Origin of the sequence: Sphingobium sp. ZW T5_29, from assembly GCF_044987515.1 — a bacterium.
Classification (GTDB): Bacteria; Pseudomonadota; Alphaproteobacteria; order Sphingomonadales; family Sphingomonadaceae; genus Sphingobium.
The window spans coordinates 12,523-31,522 of the sequence record NZ_JBJDRM010000013.1 but is presented as its reverse complement, the minus strand read 5'-3'; the positions used below and the strand labels follow the sequence as shown (position 1 = coordinate 31,522).

Annotated in this window: 15 protein-coding genes and 1 tRNA gene; 9 read left to right on the top strand and 7 right to left on the bottom strand. The window is 60.2% G+C overall.

The genetic code is table 11. From position 1 onward, the window contains the following. Positions 1 to 152 precede the first annotated feature (152 nt). The 3 genes from rpoB to ACI3KQ_RS12140 all read left to right on the top strand — a co-directional run bounded on the left by rpoB (position 153) and on the right by ACI3KQ_RS12140 (position 8,951). Complete coding sequence (gene rpoB, locus ACI3KQ_RS12150) at positions 153 to 4,319, top strand: DNA-directed RNA polymerase subunit beta (RefSeq protein ID WP_404957943.1); 4,167 nt, start codon at positions 153 to 155, stop codon at positions 4,317 to 4,319. Between the two features lie 78 nt (positions 4,320 to 4,397). Then, positions 4,398 to 8,654, top strand: coding sequence for a DNA-directed RNA polymerase subunit beta' (gene rpoC / locus ACI3KQ_RS12145; protein WP_404957941.1), 4,257 nt, complete (start codon positions 4,398 to 4,400; stop codon positions 8,652 to 8,654). Between the two features lie 223 nt (positions 8,655 to 8,877). Further along, positions 8,878 to 8,951: transfer RNA gene (locus tag ACI3KQ_RS12140), tRNA-Gln, on the top strand. A 160-nt stretch (positions 8,952 to 9,111) separates the two neighbouring features. On the opposite strand, the gene ACI3KQ_RS12135 is transcribed toward ACI3KQ_RS12140, so the two are convergent. The 5 genes from ACI3KQ_RS12135 to ACI3KQ_RS12115 form a co-directional block, all read right to left on the bottom strand. Then, positions 9,112 to 9,888, bottom strand: a complete 777-nt coding sequence (locus tag ACI3KQ_RS12135) for a WYL domain-containing protein (RefSeq protein ID WP_404957939.1) — start codon at positions 9,886 to 9,888, stop codon at positions 9,112 to 9,114. 250 nt (positions 9,889 to 10,138) lie between these two features. Beyond that, positions 10,139 to 10,288, bottom strand: coding sequence for a hypothetical protein (locus ACI3KQ_RS12130; RefSeq protein WP_404957937.1), 150 nt, complete (start codon positions 10,286 to 10,288; stop codon positions 10,139 to 10,141). Positions 10,289 to 10,401: 113 nt separating this feature from the next. Then, positions 10,402 to 10,737, bottom strand: a complete 336-nt coding sequence (locus ACI3KQ_RS12125; RefSeq protein ID WP_404957935.1) for a PilZ domain-containing protein — start codon at positions 10,735 to 10,737, stop codon at positions 10,402 to 10,404. A 187-nt stretch (positions 10,738 to 10,924) separates the two neighbouring features. Then, positions 10,925 to 11,224 carry a HigA family addiction module antitoxin gene (locus tag ACI3KQ_RS12120; protein WP_404957933.1) on the bottom strand — a complete coding sequence of 100 codons (300 nt, stop codon included), beginning with the start codon at positions 11,222 to 11,224 and terminating at the stop codon, positions 10,925 to 10,927. An 89-nt stretch (positions 11,225 to 11,313) separates the two neighbouring features. Beyond that, positions 11,314 to 11,511, bottom strand: a complete 198-nt coding sequence (locus ACI3KQ_RS12115) for a type II toxin-antitoxin system RelE/ParE family toxin (protein ID WP_404957931.1) — start codon at positions 11,509 to 11,511, stop codon at positions 11,314 to 11,316. Between the two features lie 286 nt (positions 11,512 to 11,797). Between ACI3KQ_RS12115 and ACI3KQ_RS12110 the strand changes: the two genes are divergently transcribed. Further along, positions 11,798 to 13,540: a site-specific DNA-methyltransferase gene (locus ACI3KQ_RS12110; RefSeq protein ID WP_404957929.1), complete on the top strand. Its 1,743-nt coding sequence runs from the start codon at positions 11,798 to 11,800 to the stop codon at positions 13,538 to 13,540. A gap of 707 nt (positions 13,541 to 14,247) precedes the next feature. Then, positions 14,248 to 14,616, top strand: coding sequence for a glycine zipper domain-containing protein (locus tag ACI3KQ_RS12105; protein ID WP_404957927.1), 369 nt, complete (start codon positions 14,248 to 14,250; stop codon positions 14,614 to 14,616). 12 nt (positions 14,617 to 14,628) lie between these two features. Here the strand turns inward: ACI3KQ_RS12105 and ACI3KQ_RS12100 are convergent, their stop codons facing one another. Both ACI3KQ_RS12100 and ACI3KQ_RS12095 read right to left on the bottom strand, forming a co-directional pair. Next, the gene (locus ACI3KQ_RS12100; protein WP_404957925.1) at positions 14,629 to 15,297 is read right to left on the bottom strand and encodes a hypothetical protein; all 669 of its coding nucleotides are present in this window, start codon (positions 15,295 to 15,297) and stop codon (positions 14,629 to 14,631) included. A 73-nt stretch (positions 15,298 to 15,370) separates the two neighbouring features. Further along, on the bottom strand, positions 15,371 to 15,778 hold the full coding sequence (locus tag ACI3KQ_RS12095; protein WP_404957923.1) for a hypothetical protein: 408 nt from the start codon (positions 15,776 to 15,778) through the stop codon (positions 15,371 to 15,373). A gap of 213 nt (positions 15,779 to 15,991) precedes the next feature. On the opposite strand from ACI3KQ_RS12095, the gene ACI3KQ_RS12090 reads away from it, so the two are divergent. The 4 genes from ACI3KQ_RS12090 to ACI3KQ_RS12075 all read left to right on the top strand — a co-directional run bounded on the left by ACI3KQ_RS12090 (position 15,992) and on the right by ACI3KQ_RS12075 (position 18,595). Then, complete coding sequence (locus tag ACI3KQ_RS12090) at positions 15,992 to 16,813, top strand: hypothetical protein (RefSeq protein WP_404957921.1); 822 nt, start codon at positions 15,992 to 15,994, stop codon at positions 16,811 to 16,813. Continuing rightward, positions 16,750 to 17,619, top strand: a complete 870-nt coding sequence (locus ACI3KQ_RS12085; RefSeq protein ID WP_404957920.1) for a site-specific integrase — start codon at positions 16,750 to 16,752, stop codon at positions 17,617 to 17,619. Before ACI3KQ_RS12090 ends, ACI3KQ_RS12085 begins: the two co-directional genes overlap by 64 nt. Before the next feature lie 105 nt (positions 17,620 to 17,724). Beyond that, entirely contained in the window at positions 17,725 to 18,195 is a 471-nt protein-coding gene (locus ACI3KQ_RS12080) for a Panacea domain-containing protein (RefSeq protein ID WP_404957918.1), read from the top strand. Further along, the gene (locus ACI3KQ_RS12075) at positions 18,188 to 18,595 is read left to right on the top strand and encodes a hypothetical protein (RefSeq protein WP_404957916.1); all 408 of its coding nucleotides are present in this window, start codon (positions 18,188 to 18,190) and stop codon (positions 18,593 to 18,595) included. Before ACI3KQ_RS12080 ends, ACI3KQ_RS12075 begins: the two co-directional genes overlap by 8 nt. The last annotated feature ends 405 nt before the right edge of the window (positions 18,596 to 19,000 follow it).

Genomic DNA, 19,000 nt, shown 5'->3' with positions numbered 1-19,000 from the left:
GTCACAAGACGCTGACAGTGCGGTTCGGACAGTCCCGGCCCGCACTTTTTTGCGTGGAGGCAGAGGGGCGAATCACCCCCTAAGTCGCCCATGTCAGGCTGAATTTCGCTGCGATGCGAAAAAATGCGACGAATTAACAGGCAGGATACGCAATGGCGACCAAAGCTCTCCCCCCGATCAGCAATACCGGCGCGAAGAAGCGCATAAGGAAGGTGTTCGGCGACATCCACGAAGTGGTGCAGATGCCGAACCTGATCGAGGTTCAGCGGGAAAGCTATGAGCAGTTCCTGCGTTCGGACCCATCGCGCGGCTATGTGTCGGGCCTGGAAAAGACCCTGCGGTCGGTCTTCCCGATCCGCGATTTCGCCGGCACCGCCGAAATGGACTTTGTCCATTATGAGCTGGAAGACCCGAAATACGACGTCGAGGAATGCCGTCAGCGCGGCATCACCTATGCCGCGCCGATGCGCGTCACCCTTCGCCTGATCGTGTTCGAAGTCGATCAGGATACCGAAACCCGCTCCGTGCTCGATATCAAGGAGCAGGATGTCTATATGGGCGACATGCCGCTCATGACGGGCAACGGCACCTTCATCGTCAACGGCACGGAACGCGTCATCGTGTCGCAGATGCACCGTTCGCCGGGCGTCCTGTTCGACCATGACCGTGGCAAGACCCACTCGTCGGGCAAATATCTCTTTGCCGCGCGGGTCATTCCTTATCGCGGTTCGTGGCTCGACTTCGAATTCGACGCCAAGGACATCGTCAACGTCCGTATCGACCGCAAGCGCAAGCTGCCAGTGACGGCTCTGCTCTATGCGCTGGGCCTGACCCCTGAGGACATGCTCGGTCATTTCTATAACAAGGTCGTGTTCGTCCGTGGCGAAGGCGGCTGGCAGATCCCCTATCTTGCCGAAGCATGGCGCGGCCAGAAGCCCGCGTTCGACATCGTCGACGCCAAATCAGGCGAAGTCGTTTTCGCCGCCGGTCACAAGATTTCGCCCCGCGCGGCCAACAAGGCGGAAAAGGACGGCCTTGAGACGCTGCTGATCCCGACCGAGGAAGTCTATGGCCGCTACAGCGCCTATGACCTGATCAACGAGAGCACCGGCGAAATCTACATTGAGGCCGGTGACGAAGTGTCTCCCGAAAACCTCGAAAAGCTGGACAAGGCGGGCATCGACCGCCTGGAACTGCTCGACATCGACCATGTCACCACCGGTCCCTGGATTCGCAACACGCTGAAGGCCGACAAGGCTGAAGAACGCGACCAGGCCCTGTCCGACATCTATCGCGTCATGCGCCCCGGCGAGCCGCCGACGAAGGAAACGGCGGAATCGCTGTTCGCCGGTCTTTTCTTCGATCCCGAACGCTATGACCTGTCGGCCGTGGGCCGCGTGAAGCTCAACATGCGTCTCGACCTCGACGCCGAAGACACAGTCACCACCCTGCGCACCGAGGATATCCTCGCCGTGGTCAAGGAACTGGTGAACCTGAAGGACGGCAAGGGCGAGATCGACGATATCGACAATCTCGGCAACCGCCGCGTCCGTTCGGTCGGCGAACTGCTGGAGAACCAGTATCGCGTCGGCCTGCTCCGCATGGAGCGAGCGGTCAAGGAACGCATGTCCTCCGTCGACGTATCGACCGTGATGCCGAACGACCTCATCAACGCCAAACCCGCAGTGGCCGCGGTGCGTGAATTCTTCGGCTCCTCGCAGCTGTCGCAGTTCATGGACCAGACCAACCCGCTGTCGGAAGTCACCCATAAGCGCCGCGTGTCGGCGCTTGGGCCGGGCGGTCTGACCCGTGAGCGCGCTGGCTTCGAAGTCCGCGACGTTCACCCGACCCATTATGGCCGTATCTGCCCGATTGAAACGCCCGAAGGCCCGAACATCGGTCTGATCAACAGCCTCGCGACCTTCAGCCGCGTCAACAAGTACGGCTTCATTGAAACGCCATACCGCAAGGTCATCGATACGAAGGTGACCGATGAGGTCGTCTATCTGTCGGCGATGGAAGAAGCCAAGCACACGATCGCGCAGGCAAACGCTGAACTGAACGCCGACGGCACGCTGGCCGAAGACCTGATCTCAGCGCGGGAAGCGGGCGAATTCCTGATGGCGCCCAAGGACCACATCACCTTGATGGACGTCAGCCCCAAGCAGCTGGTGTCGGTAGCCGCCTCGCTCATTCCGTTCCTGGAAAACGATGACGCCAACCGCGCGCTCATGGGATCGAACATGCAGCGTCAGGCCGTGCCGCTGGTCAGTGCTGAGGCGCCGTTCGTCGGCACCGGCATGGAAGGCACGGTTGCACGCGATTCCGGTGCTGCCGTCGCATCCAAGCGTGCTGGCATCGTCGATCAGGTGGACGCGACCCGCATCGTTATCCGCGCCACCGGCGACATCGAACCCGGTCAGTCAGGCGTCGATATCTACACGCTTCAGAAGTTCCAGCGTTCGAACCAGGACACTTGCATCAACCAGCGTCCGCTGGTGAAGGTGGGCGACCTGATCGAAGCAGGTGACGTGATCGCCGACGGCCCGTCGACCGAGTTCGGTGAGCTGGCGCTGGGCCGCAATACGCTCGTCGCGTTCATGCCCTGGAATGGCTACAACTACGAAGATTCCATCCTGATCTCCGAACGGATCGTGAAGGATGACGTCTTCACCTCGATCCATATCGAGGAGTTCGAAGTCATGGCCCGCGACACCAAGCTCGGGCCGGAAGACATCACCCGCGACATTCCGAACGTCGGTGAAGAAGCGCTGCGCAACCTCGACGAGGCAGGCATCGTCTATATCGGCGCCGAAGTGGAGCCGGGCGACATTCTGGTCGGTAAGATCACCCCCAAGGGTGAATCGCCGATGACCCCGGAAGAAAAGCTGCTCCGCGCGATCTTCGGTGAAAAGGCGAGCGACGTGCGCGACACGTCCCTGCGTCTGCCGCCGGGCGTTGCCGGTACGGTCGTTGAAGTGCGCGTGTTCAACCGGCACGGCATCGACAAGGACGAGCGCGCCATGGCGATCGAGCGGGAGGAAATCGACCGTCTCGCCAAGGACCGCGAGGACGAACGCGCCATCCTCAACCGCGCGACCTTCAACCGTCTGCAGGAAATGCTGCTGGGCCAGACCGTCACGGCAGCGCCGAAGGGCGTCAAGAAGGGCATCGAGATCGACGAGGCCCTGCTGGCTGAGGTCGAGCGCCACGAATGGTGGAAGTTCGCGGTCGCGGATGACGCCCGTCAGACCGGCATCGAAGCCGTCAAGGCGCAGTATGACGAAGCGGTGAAGCTGATCGTCGAAAAGTTCGAGGATCGCGTCGACAAGCTGCAGCGTGGCGACGAACTGCCTCCGGGCGTGCTGAAGATGGTCAAGGTCTTCGTTGCGGTGAAGCGTAAGCTCCAACCGGGCGACAAGATGGCTGGCCGTCACGGTAACAAGGGTGTCATTTCGCGCATCCTGCCGATCGAGGACATGCCGTTCCTGGAGGACGGCACCCATGTCGACATCGTGCTCAACCCGTTGGGCGTGCCATCGCGCATGAACGTCGGGCAGATCTTCGAAACGCATCTTGGCTGGGCTGCCCGTGGCTTGGGTGAACAGCTCAAGCACGCGCTGGAGGATTGGCGGGAAGCCAATCCGAATGCGCAGGCTGGCGAAATGCCCGAAGCGGTCAAGACGCGCCTGCTGGAAACCTATGGCGAACATTATGCCGATCAGATCGAAGGCCGCTCTGCGGAGCAGATCGTCGATCTTGCCGAGCATCTGGCACGTGGCGTGCCGATGGCGACGCCGGTGTTCGACGGCGCCCGTGAAGCCGACGTGTCGGCGATGCTGGAACTGGCCGGGCTGAACACGTCGGGCCAGTCGGATCTGTATGACGGCCGCACCGGCGACCGTTTCGACCGTAAGGTGACTGTGGGCATCATCTACATGCTGAAACTGCACCACTTGGTCGATGATAAGATTCACGCACGTTCCATCGGTCCCTACAGCCTCGTCACCCAGCAGCCGCTGGGCGGTAAGGCACAGTTCGGTGGTCAGCGCTTCGGTGAAATGGAAGTGTGGGCGCTCCAGGCCTATGGCGCCGCCTACACGCTGCAGGAAATGCTGACCGTGAAGTCGGACGATGTCGTGGGCCGCACCAAGGTCTATGAAGCGATCGTCAAGGGCGACGACACGTTCGAAGCTGGCATCCCCGAAAGCTTCAACGTGCTGGTCAAGGAAATGCGCTCGCTGGGCCTTAACGTCGAACTCACCTCGCTGGACGAAATTCCTGAGGAAGACGGCGGCTTCGCGCAGGCAGCGGAATAAGGGGTTTGCGGGGCGCGACCTGACGGTGGCGCCCTCCCCTCCGCACCAGAAATTTGCCCTCATGAGGGAATGAAAAAGATGAATGAACTGACCAACTTCGCGAACCCCGTCCAGAAGGCTGAAACCTTCGACCAGATCCAGATCGGCCTCGCGTCGCCGGAGCGCATCCGCTCATGGTCCTTCGGTGAGATCAAGAAGCCGGAAACCATCAACTATCGGACGTTCAAGCCCGAGCGCGACGGCCTGTTCTGCGCCCGCATCTTTGGTCCGATCAAGGACTATGAATGCCTGTGCGGCAAGTATAAGCGCATGAAATACAAGGGCATCGTCTGCGAGAAGTGCGGTGTCGAAGTCACTGTGTCGAAGGTCCGCCGCGAGCGCATGGGCCATATCGAACTGGCCGCTCCTGTCGCGCACATCTGGTTTCTGAAGTCGCTGCCCTCGCGCATCGGCCTGCTGCTCGACATGCAGCTCAAGCAGCTTGAGCGCGTGCTGTATTTCGAAAGCTACATCGTCACCGAGCCAGGCCTGACCCCGCTCGAAAAGTTCCAGCTTCTGAACGAAGACGAACTGCTCGATGCGCAGGACGAATATGGCGAGGACGCCTTTTCCGCCGGGATCGGCGCGGAAGCGGTCAAGCAGATGCTGATGGACCTCGACCTTGAGGGCGAGAAGCAGGCGCTGCTGGACGAGCTGGCTGTCACAAAGTCGGAACTGAAGCCCAAGAAGATCATCAAGCGGCTGAAGGTCGTCGAGAGCTTCCTGGAATCGGGCAACCGCCCCGAATGGATGATCCTGGACGTGGTGCCGGTCATCCCGCCAGAACTGCGCCCGCTGGTCCCGCTGGACGGCGGCCGTTTCGCAACCTCGGACTTGAACGACCTCTATCGTCGCGTCATCAACCGTAACAACCGCCTGAAGCGCCTCATGGAACTGCGCGCGCCGGACATTATCGTCCGTAACGAAAAGCGCATGTTGCAGGAAGCCGTCGACGCCCTGTTCGACAATGGTCGTCGTGGCCGCGTCATCACTGGCGCGAACAAGCGCCCTCTGAAGTCGCTGTCCGACATGCTCAAGGGCAAGCAGGGCCGCTTCCGTCAGAACCTGCTCGGCAAGCGCGTCGATTATTCGGGCCGTTCGGTCATCGTGACCGGCCCGGAACTCAAGCTGCACCAGTGCGGCCTGCCCAAGAAGATGGCGCTCGAACTGTTCAAGCCCTTCATCTACGCCCGCCTCGACGCCAAGGGTCTGTCCATGACCCTGAAGCAGGCGAAAAAGTGGGTCGAGAAGGAGCGCAAGGAAGTCTGGGATATCCTGGACGAAGTGATCCGCGAGCATCCAGTCATGCTGAACCGCGCGCCGACGCTCCACCGCCTCGGCATCCAGGCGTTCGAACCCGTGCTGATCGAAGGCAAGGCGATCCAGCTTCACCCGCTCGTCTGCTCGGCCTTCAATGCCGACTTCGACGGTGACCAGATGGCCGTCCACGTTCCGCTGAGCCTTGAGGCGCAGCTGGAAGCGCGCGTGCTGATGATGTCGACCAATAACATCCTCAGCCCCGCGAACGGCAAGCCGATCATCGTTCCGTCGCAGGACATGGTTCTGGGCATCTATTATCTGTCCATGGAACGTGAAGGCGAGCCTGGCGAAGGCATGCTGCTGGCTGACATGCAGGAGGTCCATCAGGCCCTCTTTGCCAAGGCCGTAACGCTGCACTCGAAGATCATCTCGCGCGTTCCGCAGACCGACGAAGCCGGTCAGCAATATATGAAGCGTTTTGAGACTACGCCGGGCCGCATGCTGCTGGGCGAATGCTTGCCGCAGAACCACAAGGTGCCCTTCGACGTCGTCAACCGCCTGCTCACCAAGAAGGATGTGGGCGATGTGATCGACGAAGTTTATCGTCACACCGGCCAGAAGGACACGGTGCTGTTCGCCGACGCCATCATGGCGCTGGGCTTCCGCCACGCATTCCAGGCCGGCATCTCGTTCGGCAAGGACGACATGGTGATCCCGGATTCGAAGGAAGGCACCGTTGCCGAAACCAAGGCGCTGGTTGCCGACTATGAGCAGCAATATCAGGACGGCCTGATCACCCAGCAGGAAAAGTACAACAAGGTGATCGACGCCTGGAGCCGTTGCGGCGACCAGGTCGCGAACGCCATGATGGACGAAATCCGCGCCCAGCCCAAGGATCCGCAAACCGGCCGCATGGCCCAGATCAACTCGATCTACATGATGGCGCACTCCGGTGCCCGTGGTTCGCAGGCCCAGATGAAGCAGCTTGCCGGTATGCGCGGCCTGATGGCCAAACCTTCGGGCGAGATCATCGAAACGCCGATCATCTCGAACTTCAAGGAAGGTTTGACCGTCCTTGAATATTTCAACTCGACCCACGGCGCCCGTAAGGGCTTGGCCGACACCGCGCTCAAGACCGCGAATTCGGGTTACCTGACCCGTCGTCTGGTCGACGTGTCGCAGGACTGCACGATCGTCGAGGAAGATTGCGGCACCGAAAAGGCGCTGGAGATGAAGGCCATCGTCCAGGGCGGTTCGGTCATCGCCTCGCTGGGCGAACGCATCCTGGGCCGCACCACGGCGCAGGACATCGTCGACAGCAAGGATGGCACCGTCATCGTTCCGATCGGCACCCTGCTGGACGAACCGCTGGTGGCGCAGATCGAAGCCATTGGGACGCAGGCCGTGAAAATCCGCAGCCCGCTGATCTGCGAAAGCAAGATGGGCGTCTGCGGCAAATGCTACGGTCGTGACCTCGCCCGTGGCACGCCGGTCAATATCGGTGAAGCGGTCGGCGTCATCGCTGCGCAGTCCATCGGTGAGCCGGGTACGCAGCTCACCATGCGTACCTTCCACATCGGCGGCGCAGCGAACTTCAACGAAACGTCGAACCTGGAAGCCATGTCGGACGGCACGATCGAGCTGCGCGACATGCCGACCATCACCGATAAAAATAACCGCCGCCTGTCGCTCGCCCGTAACGGCGAGATCGCGATCATCGACTCCGAAGGCCGCGAACGCGAAACGCACCGTCTGCCTTACGGCGCCACCATCCTGTTTGCGGATGGCGATACCGTGAAGAAGGGCGAACGCTTTGCCGAATGGGATCCGTTCACCATGCCGGTGATCACCGAACGGCCGGGTATCGTGAAATATGTCGACCTGATCGACGGCAAGACACTGACCGAACAGACTGACGAAGCTACCGGCATCGCCCAGCGCGTCGTAACCGAACATCGGGGCGCGGCTCGCACCAAGGAGGATCTGCGTCCACGCCTGACATTGCTGGACGACGGATCGGGTGAAGCGGCCCGCTACATGCTGGCCGTCGGTGCGACCCTGTCGGTCGATGATGGTGCGCAGGTTCAGGCCGGTGACGTGCTTGCGCGTGTCAGCCGCGAAGCGGCCAAGACCCGCGACATCACCGGTGGTCTGCCGCGCGTTGCGGAACTGTTCGAAGCCCGTAAGCCCAAGGACAATGCGATCATTGCCAAGGTGTCGGGCCGCGTCCAGTTCCTCAAGGACTATAAGGCGAAGCGCAAGATCGCCATCGTCCCTGAAGATGGCACCGATTCGGTCGAGTATCTGATCCCCAAGAGCAAGGTGATCGACGTTCAGGAAGGTGACTTCGTGAAGCGCGGCGATAACCTGATCGGCGGGTCGCCTGATCCGCACGACATTCTGGAAGTGCTGGGTATCGAGCCGCTGGCCGAATATCTGGTCGCGGAAATCCAGGAAGTCTATCGCTTGCAGGGCGTGAAGATCAACGACAAGCACATCGAAACGATCGTTCGCCAGATGCTGCAAAAGGTCGAGATCATCGAATCCGGCGACACCACCCTGCTGGTGGGCGAGCAGATCGATCGCGAGGAAATGGACGAGATCAACAGCAAGCTGGCACCAGGCTTCCTGCCTGCCGCTGGCAAGCCGGTGCTGCTCGGCATCACCAAGGCGTCGCTTCAGACCCGCAGCTTTATCTCGGCGGCCTCCTTCCAGGAAACGACCCGCGTCCTCACGGAAGCGGCGGTTCAGGGCAAGAAGGACACGCTGGTTGGTCTGAAGGAAAACGTCATCGTCGGCCGCCTGATCCCGGCGGGCACGGGCGCGGGCATGAACCGCATGCGCGTTGCCGCTTCGTCGCGTGACGCGGCGATGCGGGCCGCGTTGCGGGCCTCTAGCCAGATCGACCTGATCGCGCCCAAAACCGCTGCTCAGGAGCATGCGGCCGAACTGGCGCAGGGTCCTGAAGCAGCGATCGGCGACGATCCGTTGGCCTCCGTCCAGGGTGAGGATTTCACCACCCAGGATCTCGACTGACGCTTTGAAATGAAGGGGGTCGCTTCCTATCTTGGAAAGCGGCTCCCAGCCCACCAACCCGATGAGGGAAGGTGAAAAAGCCCGCCGGACACCTTAATTGGTCCGGCGGGCTTTTTGCGACAGGTGCTGCGCAATTTTGACCATAAGCCAATCGCAATCCACTTGACCTGTCCACCAAGCGGGCCTATTTGCGCGCTTCCGATGCGATTAACCGTCGCCTTGGTGCCCGATCCTCTAATGGTAAGAGAGCGGACTCTGACTCCGTCAATCAAGGTTCGAATCCTTGTCGGGCATCCAAACTTTTCTCAGAAATAACAAGCACTTCACTGCATTTAGCCATGCCTGAGCTGGCATTTTCATGTTGCGACCGACTCCCACGCATTTCTGCCATTTTCCGCAGATTTCCGAGCGTTCCCGGCGGCTCCATGCAACACGGATGCAACATGAAACCGGGCCACTAACAGGCTCGGCGACCCATCTGCCGCTTCATTTCCCTAAGCGCGAATCTTATGCCCTCACCGATCTCTTCGAAGTGCGACATCTTCGGTAGCGATAGTGGATTGACTGGCTGGTGCGACCGGCGCACCGACCAGAGTGCTATGTCAGCGGACGGTTTCCGCATCGTTGAAATCACGATGGTAATCAGCCTTCGCATCTCCGCAGCTGATAGTGTCCCACTACCCGCTTCCCAGTTTATGTGTTGGGTCATCGCCCCCGCATAATCCCACCAAGCCAGAATCGCAGCCGCCTGCTGTTCGCCCAGCGAACAGTCGGCCGGCATGCCGAACGCTTCCAGAAGAGCGGCGCTCTGATCTTGCCGCACCAGGCGATCGCCGGCGAACGGCAGCGGCAGGTTCAGCCTCAACGCGAAATTGTGCGTGCCCTGACCGTCACTGCCCAAGCTCTTCATCTGGGGCTCTCCGTCACGAACCCAAAGGCCGCAACTCTCAAGCCAAGCCACAGCGCCCCGGAACACTTCACCCGTCGCGCAGTCGACTATCTGGCAGATCCGCTCAATAGCGAAAGTGCGCGCTTCGTCGCGGAGGTGGCAGAAGGCTTCTAGGTAGAGCGCGCCATCGACATGCGACATGTTCTCAACCGTCACACGGCGGCCGCTCAGTTCGCCGCCGCCTGATTCATAGGTGAGATCCAGCAAGCGGCCTTGCTGGTCGCCGCATCCGACCAGCACCCGGCGCGCCTCCCACCGCCTCAGTGGATCGCCTTCGTCAAGCATGCTCCCTCCCTGCCTCCAGGAGATAGTTCGTCCCTTCTACACCGAAGGGCGGTGGCGGCTGAGTTGAACGGACAGGCTATTACGGGTTATGGCTTTGGACAGATCGGCGCCTGCTGCGGGCGTCAGCCTTCTCCGCGGAACCGGCTGACAACGCGCTTCCACTCCCGCTCATCGGACGCCGAAAAGCGTATGTGCGGCGGCGTTGTGAGGGGTGCGGGCCGGGCACGATGCCCACAGAGCCTGCGCGGCTCTAATATTCGATGTGCCGACGGTCCATCTCGTCGATGATCGCCTGATCATCGGGCGATAGATTGTCGTGATCGTTCACGGCCTCCCAGGCGCGGTACAATTCCTCATTGGTCATCTCGCGAGGATCAGGCTGAAGCGGCTTCGTTGACATGACGCTCTCCATCACGGGAGGGTCCATTATCTCATGACACGCTTTTCGGGGCAACGCGCCCTTACTGCCGGAACACCCCTTCTCCTCATGGCGCAGTACGTCGCCGATGGACGTCACCTCGCTATGAATTTGTGGATTGTGGCGCTTGTGACTTCGGGCAGACGATCGACGACGCCCAGCGCGCTCGGGTCGATCACCTGGCTGAACAGCACGCCGCAGCGATCTTCGCCGACCCAGATGACGGTCGCCCACAGTTCATGCCGATCGGTGATGACGCTCACCCGTGAGCCGATGGCGGGAAGATGCCTGCAAGCCAGAAGCGCGCCGTGGCTGGAGATGTTTTTGATCGTAACCGGCACCCCTACGCTTTCGAAGAACAAGGCGGCGTCGATGTTCAACTGCGAGCGCAGTTCCCTGCGCTCGTCGCCATGCTTCAGTGCAATCCCCATTATTTTCTCTCCCGGTGTCCCCCCGGTGAGCCTTTTTTTGGGGTGGGCCGGATTAACGCCTGCTTGTCGAAGCTGGTTATCGACCGCTAAAGCTATATCCAACGAGATAGCTTTAGAGAGGTCCGAACCTCGCCTCTGAGATGGGGCTCGATCATCGTGCAATCGAGCGCCTGCGGGCGCCGCTGTTTCATGCCGCGATAAGGCTCCGCACCGCCAGATCAGCTTCATGCTCACGCGCCTTGCCCAACTCGTAGCGGGCCTGCATCCGCATCAGCGTCTCAGCCTTCACGCCAAAGGCATGCTCGAAGCGGATTGCCATATCTGCGGAAAGGGCCGCGCGACCATTCAGAAGCGAGCTGATCGACTGCCGGCTGACCCCGAACGCCTCGGCCAGATCATTGATCGAAACGCCATGCGCCTCGACAATCTCGGTCTTGAGCCACTCGCCGGCATGGATCGCGAACGAGGGATGAATCTTGATAGCCATCAGTGATAATCCTCCAAGTCCAGATCTATGACGGCGCCCTGCTCATCCATCGAAAAGGTCAGGCGCCAGTTACGGGTCACGGTCATCGCTCACGTTCCTGCCCGGTCGCCGGTCAGGGGATGAAGGCCGTAGTTCGGAGGCGTCGAGAGTTCATCCAGCGTGTCGGCATCGATGATGAAGTTGACCATCTTGAACAGCCGGTCGACCAGATCGCCGGGCAGTCCCTTGGGCTTGCCTGTCTCGACAAACCGCCGAAGCGCCTTGTGGTTGATGCTCTCGATCTCCATAAATGGAAAGTGTCGCTTTACAGATGAAATGTCAAGCGGGGCTTTACATTTAACTCCGAGAAAAGCGCTTTTCCCGTCACCAAAGATGGCGATCTGGCCGCCTGCACGGCACATCGCAGAGGGAGCATATGGGCGAAGCCAAAGCACCATCCCCTTTTGGGGCGCCACTGAGCGCCGCCGCCCTTCTCTCCCATGATCGCTTCAGACGAAGAGGTGCGTTAACCCATTCCATTCGAAATTGAAGTATCAGGAAGCCGCTTTGACAATTGAAGGTGGGGGCTCTTCAGTGAACCGGCTCTACTTTGGTGACAATCTTGATATCCTCCGTCGCGATATATTGGATAACAGCGTCGATCTGATTTATCTTGATCCGCCATTCAACTCGAACGCCAGTTACAACCTTCTCTATAAGACGCCTGTCAAAGACGGGCCGAGCGGGCAACTTAGAGCCTTCAAAGATACCTGGAGCTGGGAGGAAGACGCAGCTCCGTTAGCGCTTGACGAGATAGGACAGCTCGACGCCAACCTGTTCCGTGTACTCCACGCCCTTCAGGCCTCGCTGGGGGAGAGTGATCTCATGGCGTATCTGGTCATGATGTCCATCCGGCTACTGGAGATGCGCCGGGTACTGAAGGCCACCGGCACGATCGTGCTTCATTGTGACCCCACAGCTTCCCACTACCTCAAGATCATTCTGGACGGCATTTTTGGAGGGCAGTGGTTCAAAAACGAAATTGTCTGGCTCCGCAACGTTGGCCGTTCTCACAGCAAGCGTCGCCTTCCGTCGAACCACGACATATTGCTCATGTTCGGCAGCCCGGCCGGATTCTGGAATGAGGCTCAAGCATTTCTGCCATACGATCACAATGACCTGCCAGCGAAGACCCAAGCAAAGTATGCGAACGTTGATCCGGATGGACGCCGTTACCAACTGGACAACCTGATCAATCCCAACCCGGATCGGCCCAATCTCACATATGAATTCCTGGGTGTGACCCGCGTTTGGCGATGGACCAAGGAGCGAATGCAAGATGCCTACAACGCTGGGCAGGTCGTCCAGACAGCGCCAGGCCGCGTGCCACGCCTGAAGCGTTATCTTGATGAGCAACGGGGAATGCCTCTCGGAGACGTTTGGACGGATATTCGTCCGCTGAACTCTCAGGCCGATGAACGGATTGGTTATCCGACACAGAAACCCCTTGCTCTGCTGGAACGAATCATCGGTCTAACCACAAGAGAGAACGCTGTTGTCCTCGATCCCTTCTGCGGCTGCGGAACAACGATCCACGCGGCTGAACGCTTAGGGCGCCAATGGATCGGGATAGACGTTTCCTATGCGGCAATATTGGTGATTAAGGAGCGGCTGGCTTCGAAGCTGCCGTCCGCCCAATATGAAATAGACGGCATTCCGTCCGAAGAGGCAGAGGCCCGCGCACTCGCGAAGCTTGATCCCTATACTTTCCAGCAATGGGCGGTTGGACGCGTCAACGGACAGCCTCGAGGCAAGGGTGCCGATCGCGGGATCGACGGCGAAATCATCTATAAGACTGGGTCGCGCAGCTATGATCGGGCAATTATTTCCGTCAAAGCCGGGCGCAATGTCGGCCCCGCCATGCTGCGCGATTTGGGGCATGTAGTGGAACGCGAAGGCGCTCAACTGGGTGTGTTCATATGTCTCAACGAACCCACCAGGGAAATGCGGCTGGAAGCCCAGCGAAGCCCGTTGGTCGAAATAGCTGGACGGAAGCGCCACAAGCTGCAGATCATGACGGTGCGGGATCTGATCGAACGGCCAGATCTTGGCCTTAAAACTGAACTCGGCTTCATCCAGTCGGCGCAAGAGGCGAAGGCGATCGCACGGCGGCCTCGAGCTAAGACCCCGACGCCTGACCAGCTACGCCGGGAGCCGCCTCTGCCGCCGATGTCCATACTAGGAGGCAAGGCCTCCGCGAACCAAGTGTCGATGGACTTGGATGAACCTCTGCTTGTCACCCCCTCGTCTTCGCGGCGCAAACGCGCGCGGCGATAGCCTTCCATGTCTCGACGCCGGAGGGATCCCCTTGGCCAACTCTCCTATGCGGGCGGTTGCATGCAGTGGTACTTTCCCGCCGAGCTGCCTGATCACCCACTGTGCGCAGGCCCAGAATTCCCGATCCGATACCGCATGAGCGGCCTGGCCTGGCAACTGGCTCGACAGGGCGAAAATAGCAGTTTTGAAAAACGAGTGCCCAAATATTTTTGCGTAAGTTGGGCAAACAGAGTTGCCCTCGCACCCTCTCAAAGCCCTTACGCCATCGGCGTTAAGCGGGGTTTGAGGGCGGACATAATGGTAACGCAATCAGCTCGAAACGTCAGTTCAATCATCAGTGCTGGGCGACAGCCCCTTCGCGCGATGGGACTGGCCCCGGCGCTGCGGACGCATGCAGAAGATTGGCCCGCTCACGTCGAGGCGAGAGCGAGCCAATGTGCAATGTTCAAACCTAAGCCACCGTCGTTGCATGCGATGGGTTATGACCGCCGTCGCGGTACAGGATATAGCGGGCGCTGCTCGCGTCCAAACAGGAGTCCCTCGTTTCGACTGTCACGAACACGCTGCCGACCCTGATCCTCTCATCATAGTAGGCTGCGTCGCCAGGATGGCCCGCCACTTGTCACCTGAACGCCAGCTAAACCGCCCATTCAGGAAACGGCCAAGCTCAGCCAGTCATAGCCCCATGACGACACAGGGAGATTGTCATGGGGATCAAGGATATCACGTTGGCGCTGAGTTTGGTGGCTACGCTGTGCGGCGCTGTGCCGTCCGTTGCGCTGGCGCATGATAATGGCAGGCATCGTGGCTGGCACAAACACCGCCATTATGATGGCGACCGCTATTATGCACGCCGCGGCTACGATGACCGCCGCTACTATCGCGATGACCGGCCTCGGTATGTGCGCCGCGATTGCAAGACTAGCGGCACCACTGGCCTGCTGGTCGGCGCTGCTGCGGGTGTCTTACTCGGCCGCGCAGTTGATACGCGGGGCGACCGTCTGCCCGGCACCATCGTTGGTGGTGGCGCGGGCGCTCTGATCGGCAAGGAGATCGACAGCAAGCATCGCTGCTGAGCGGACCACCACCTACTGAACGCAACCACATCGGGCCGCGCGCGCATAAGCGTTAATCGCGGCCCGCCTGCCTCCGTCCGCTTCCAAATATCGATCGATGATGGCGGCGACCGCAGACGGACAGGCAGAAGCCCAGTGGCCCAGCCCGTGCAGCGCCGCTTCCTGGCAGGCCGCATTATCCGACCGCAATATGCGCTCCATCGTCTCCAGCATGGCAGCGTGCAGCCCTTCCCTCTCTGGGTCATCGGCCAGCGCCACAGACGGCATGACATCGAACCACATGTAGCAAGGAATGCTGAGCGCATTGCCGGGTTCATCGATATGGCTGAGGATCTGCGGCGCGCGCGGCACGAAGATCTGTTCGAACCGGACGGCGATAGCTTCGATACACCGCCGACGCGCGCCAACGGGGACGTCCTGGCTGTAGAGCCAGCCGCTGTCCCCTGAGGCCGACGTGTTCATGAGATAGGTGAGGCCCTGAGCAATCTGCGCGTCGCTGAACCATGCGAGCGCGGGCACCGGGTCAGAGAACAGGCGGGTCAGATAGTCGACGGCCACCGCCGGCGCCGGATCCCACCACGGCGCGTCAGTATCGAAGTGCCAAGCATTGCCGTGTAGGCGCACTTCATGGCTGAAGACGTGTTCAATCCAGTCGGCGAATGACAGGTCACCTAGACGCATGAGACGTCTGCTCGTTGCCTAATGTGAGGTGCCCGATTTGAAACCAGCCCAAATCGATGCCGCCCGTGCTGGCTCATTTGACCTTGGACACCGGCAAGCGGTGAGCGATCTCACCCCATACGTTGCCGTCGATATCCATAAGCTCACCAATCACGATCAATTCCCGCCGGTCGAATGAGCCAACCTTGCGCGGTCGCGCTTCCTTGTCCCGTGGGGTGCACATCACAGCATAGGCTGTTGCGCCGCCCCTGATCCGTTCGACATGCCCGACCCGCTCGCGATAGCCGAGATTGTCGGGATCATCGGCATAGGCTTCATGGTGCGTCAGGCGCACAAAGTATCTGCCATCCACTGCGCGGCGCTGATCCTGCCAAACTCGGAGGATGATGACACCGTCCTCCCGTTCCGCGCCCCATGACCACCGACTGTTCCTTAGCGGCGCATTGAGCGAGGTGAAGTGACTGCCCAACGGCTCAGACATAGCGAAGCCCCTCTCGATTCCGTCCGTCGGACACGCTGCCACAACGGGGTACGGACGAACAGACCGCCCCTGACAATTCGCGGGTCCTACCCAAGGGATGGGGAAACCAAAGCGGTGGGGTGCCCCGAAAAAAGCGCCTGAGCCTCGTTTTTCCTTTTGCGTAAGTCAGCGGCCCGGCAGCAGCTTCGCTTCAAACTTGCGCACAGACCCGACTTGATTCATAAGGTCCCTGTTGTGGCCACCCGTTTCATGAGGGTCCACAACGTGCGCTTTCCGATTTTGTCCCTGTCCACCCCCCGGCTGGCCAAGCCGATGAGCTGGAAGATTGAGCAGCCCGGCGGTGATGCGCTGGGACCGTTTCGCCGGACGCTATCGAAGCGTGTCACCCTCTCTGCGGCGCGCGCAACTGATAAAGCAGCCCGTCTGACGCGTGATGATATCCGCACTACGATGCGCGCTCAGCGGCTCGGTGGCCTGTCGCGCACGATCGCATCCACTTCCGACCTGCAGAAGGGGAGAATCAATGCCGCCGACTTATCCCGGCTGGACGTGGGCGGCTTCGTCTCTATTCGGGGGGTGAAGTCACCCCGAACCGCGGGCGCTCTCCAGAGCTATCTTGACCAAGACGTCACCAACATTGCGCCGGTGCGCGGGCAATGGCTCGCATTTCCTACGACTTCCATCCCCAAGAAGGTGGGTCGCCGCAAGATCACACCAGCCCTCTACCGCGCTGGCGGCCTGGAACAGAAAATCGGCCCGCTCCAGTTCGTTAAGAGCGGTCGGCCCGCGGTGGCATATTTGGTGGTCAATGACGTCACCATCCGAACTGGCGGCAAACGCCTCAACCCCCGCAAGCTGCCGAAACGGGGTACTGCCAGCAAGGGCCGCGCGCACGTTTCGATCATCGCCTTCGTGCTGGTTCGAGCCACGCGCCGATCTCGCCGCGCTGACCCCCGCCAGATCGCCGAGAAATGGGCGCGCCGACTGCCAGCCCTGCTCAACCAGGAGCTGAGCGGCTCCTCCACCACATTCTGAGGCTCCACATGGGCAACATCAATTCTTTCCCGCTGCTCCTGACCATTAAGGCGAGCGATGGCGCCGACCGCGAACTGCGGCAGTTCGAAGGAAATTTGCGGAGCGCTGCCGACCGGGCGGGGACGGCTTGGCAAGACGCTGGCCGCCGTGCCGACCAGTCCTTCCGCTTCGATTTGACGCGGCGCGAGGTGCGGGCGCTGGCGACCGAAATCGACACGTTTCGCAACCGGCAGGCGCAGAAGAAGCTGCGCGCGTCGGAACTGCGCGGCCTGGCTTGGCGCTGCGTCGATCTGAGGGCCGCAGCGGTGACGGTCGATCAGCGCGCCGATCTGAAGAACGTAATCGGCCATCCCAAGTCAGAGGCAGGCTATCGAACGATCCCCCTGCCCGCCTCCGCTATCGCCGCCCTCACGGTCTGGAAGCTCGCCTGCCCCGCGTCAGACGCGGACCTGGTGTTCCCTTCTCTGGCCAAGAAGGTGATGAGTCATCAATTCATGAACGTGAACATCATGGGTGCAGTGCAGCTGTCGGCGGGCTTCGCGGCGCCGGTGGTCGATAACGAAGGCAAGCCCAAGCTGACCAAGGAACAGCAGCCGGTGATGGCTCAGCGCTACACGCTCCATGATTTCCGCCACGCCGCTGCATCGCTCTGGATTGAACAACGGGTCAATCCGAAGAAGGTCCAGCGCTGGATGGGCCACAGCTCTATTCAGGTGACGTTCGACACCTACGGCCATCTTTTCGACCAGGCGGAGCAAGACAGCGCCGTGGCCGCGGCTATCGAGAGGGAATTGATTGGAGGATAAAGGTTCCTGCAAGCGCTCGAAAAATGGAGCTGCGTCCAAGGGCTTGGCTAGTCTTTCCATCGCGTTGAAAATCGCTATATGTTCCGGCGAAGGAGGCCGCCGAGATTGAGTTACGACGCCCGCCAAATCGCGAACTGGTTTATCAAGCGCGCTGCCAATGATGGCAGGGTGCTGTCGATCATGTCGTTGTTGAAGCTCGCCTACATCGCGCATGGCTGGCATTTGGAAATGCGTGGCGGCAAGCCGTTGTTCGATAACCGAATTGAAGCTTGGCAGTATGGGCCGGTCATTCCTGACGTTTACAATGAGTTTCGGCCGCAAGGCGTCAGCGCGAGCGATATTTCGCCCGCCTACCAAGCGCCACTCGATGCGAGCACAGAAGACCTGCTGGAGCAGATTTACAAGATCTACGGCCGAATGAGCCCTTTTCAACTTTCCGAGCTTACGCATGTAGCTGGAGGGCCTTGGGAAACTGCGCGCAAGTGGGGCGGCTGGTATGCTGAGATTCCAGATGAAGTGATCCTCTCGCACTACGTCGCTAAGCGCCAACAGTCGGCAAATTCGCAGCATGGCTAAGGTCCCCCCGGTTGATCTGCCGACTGAAAGTGAGGGGTCGCGCCGCTTCGTGGACCTCGAACTGCGATTGCTGGACGCCGATGCGAAGGCGAAGGAAAACCTCAACCGCGAAGCGGACCAGCGCTATTTTCTGCGCTGGGGAGCTGTAGCCTTGTCTGTTGCCGTCGTCGCTGGAATGGCATTTATGTTATACCACGTGGGCTATTACATGCTCAGCAAGTCGGTAGCGAATGTCCCTGCTGCATTCCTCGTGGCCATATATGTCGCGCCGATCGTGTCCATGACGACCGTTTCTCTCGCCTTGTTGGTAGCAGCGTTCCGCGCGTTCAAAGATGGCGACGAGAAGGCCGGGGCATCTCTGATGACAGAAGGCGCGAAAGCAACGGGTCTCATCAATTAGGCTGCGAGATGACGAGTTAGATCGTAGCTGAGCTTCCAAGTGGCAGCTTGGATGCAACACCGATGCAACATGGAACCAGAAATCGGCATAAAGCCGAGGGGTATTGCCGCACTCTGACTCCGTCAATCAAGGTTCGAATCCTTGTCGGGCATCCATAACGTTCAGTATTAGGCTATCGACTCGTCGAGCGATGAAGCCCGTTTAGCGCAGCAGTCGGCAGCGCAAGTTCGATACCAACCGCGCCACTCTCTCCCTAGTCACAAGATATCCGGCAGTGGTCGGTTAATCGGCGCAAATGATGATGATAAGCGGGCGAAAAATCGCTGCGGTCCTCGCTTCCCGGTTGCTATAGCGGGCTTCGATCTGAGTGAATCAGATCGCCGCTCCAAGGTCTTTGCTTTCCGC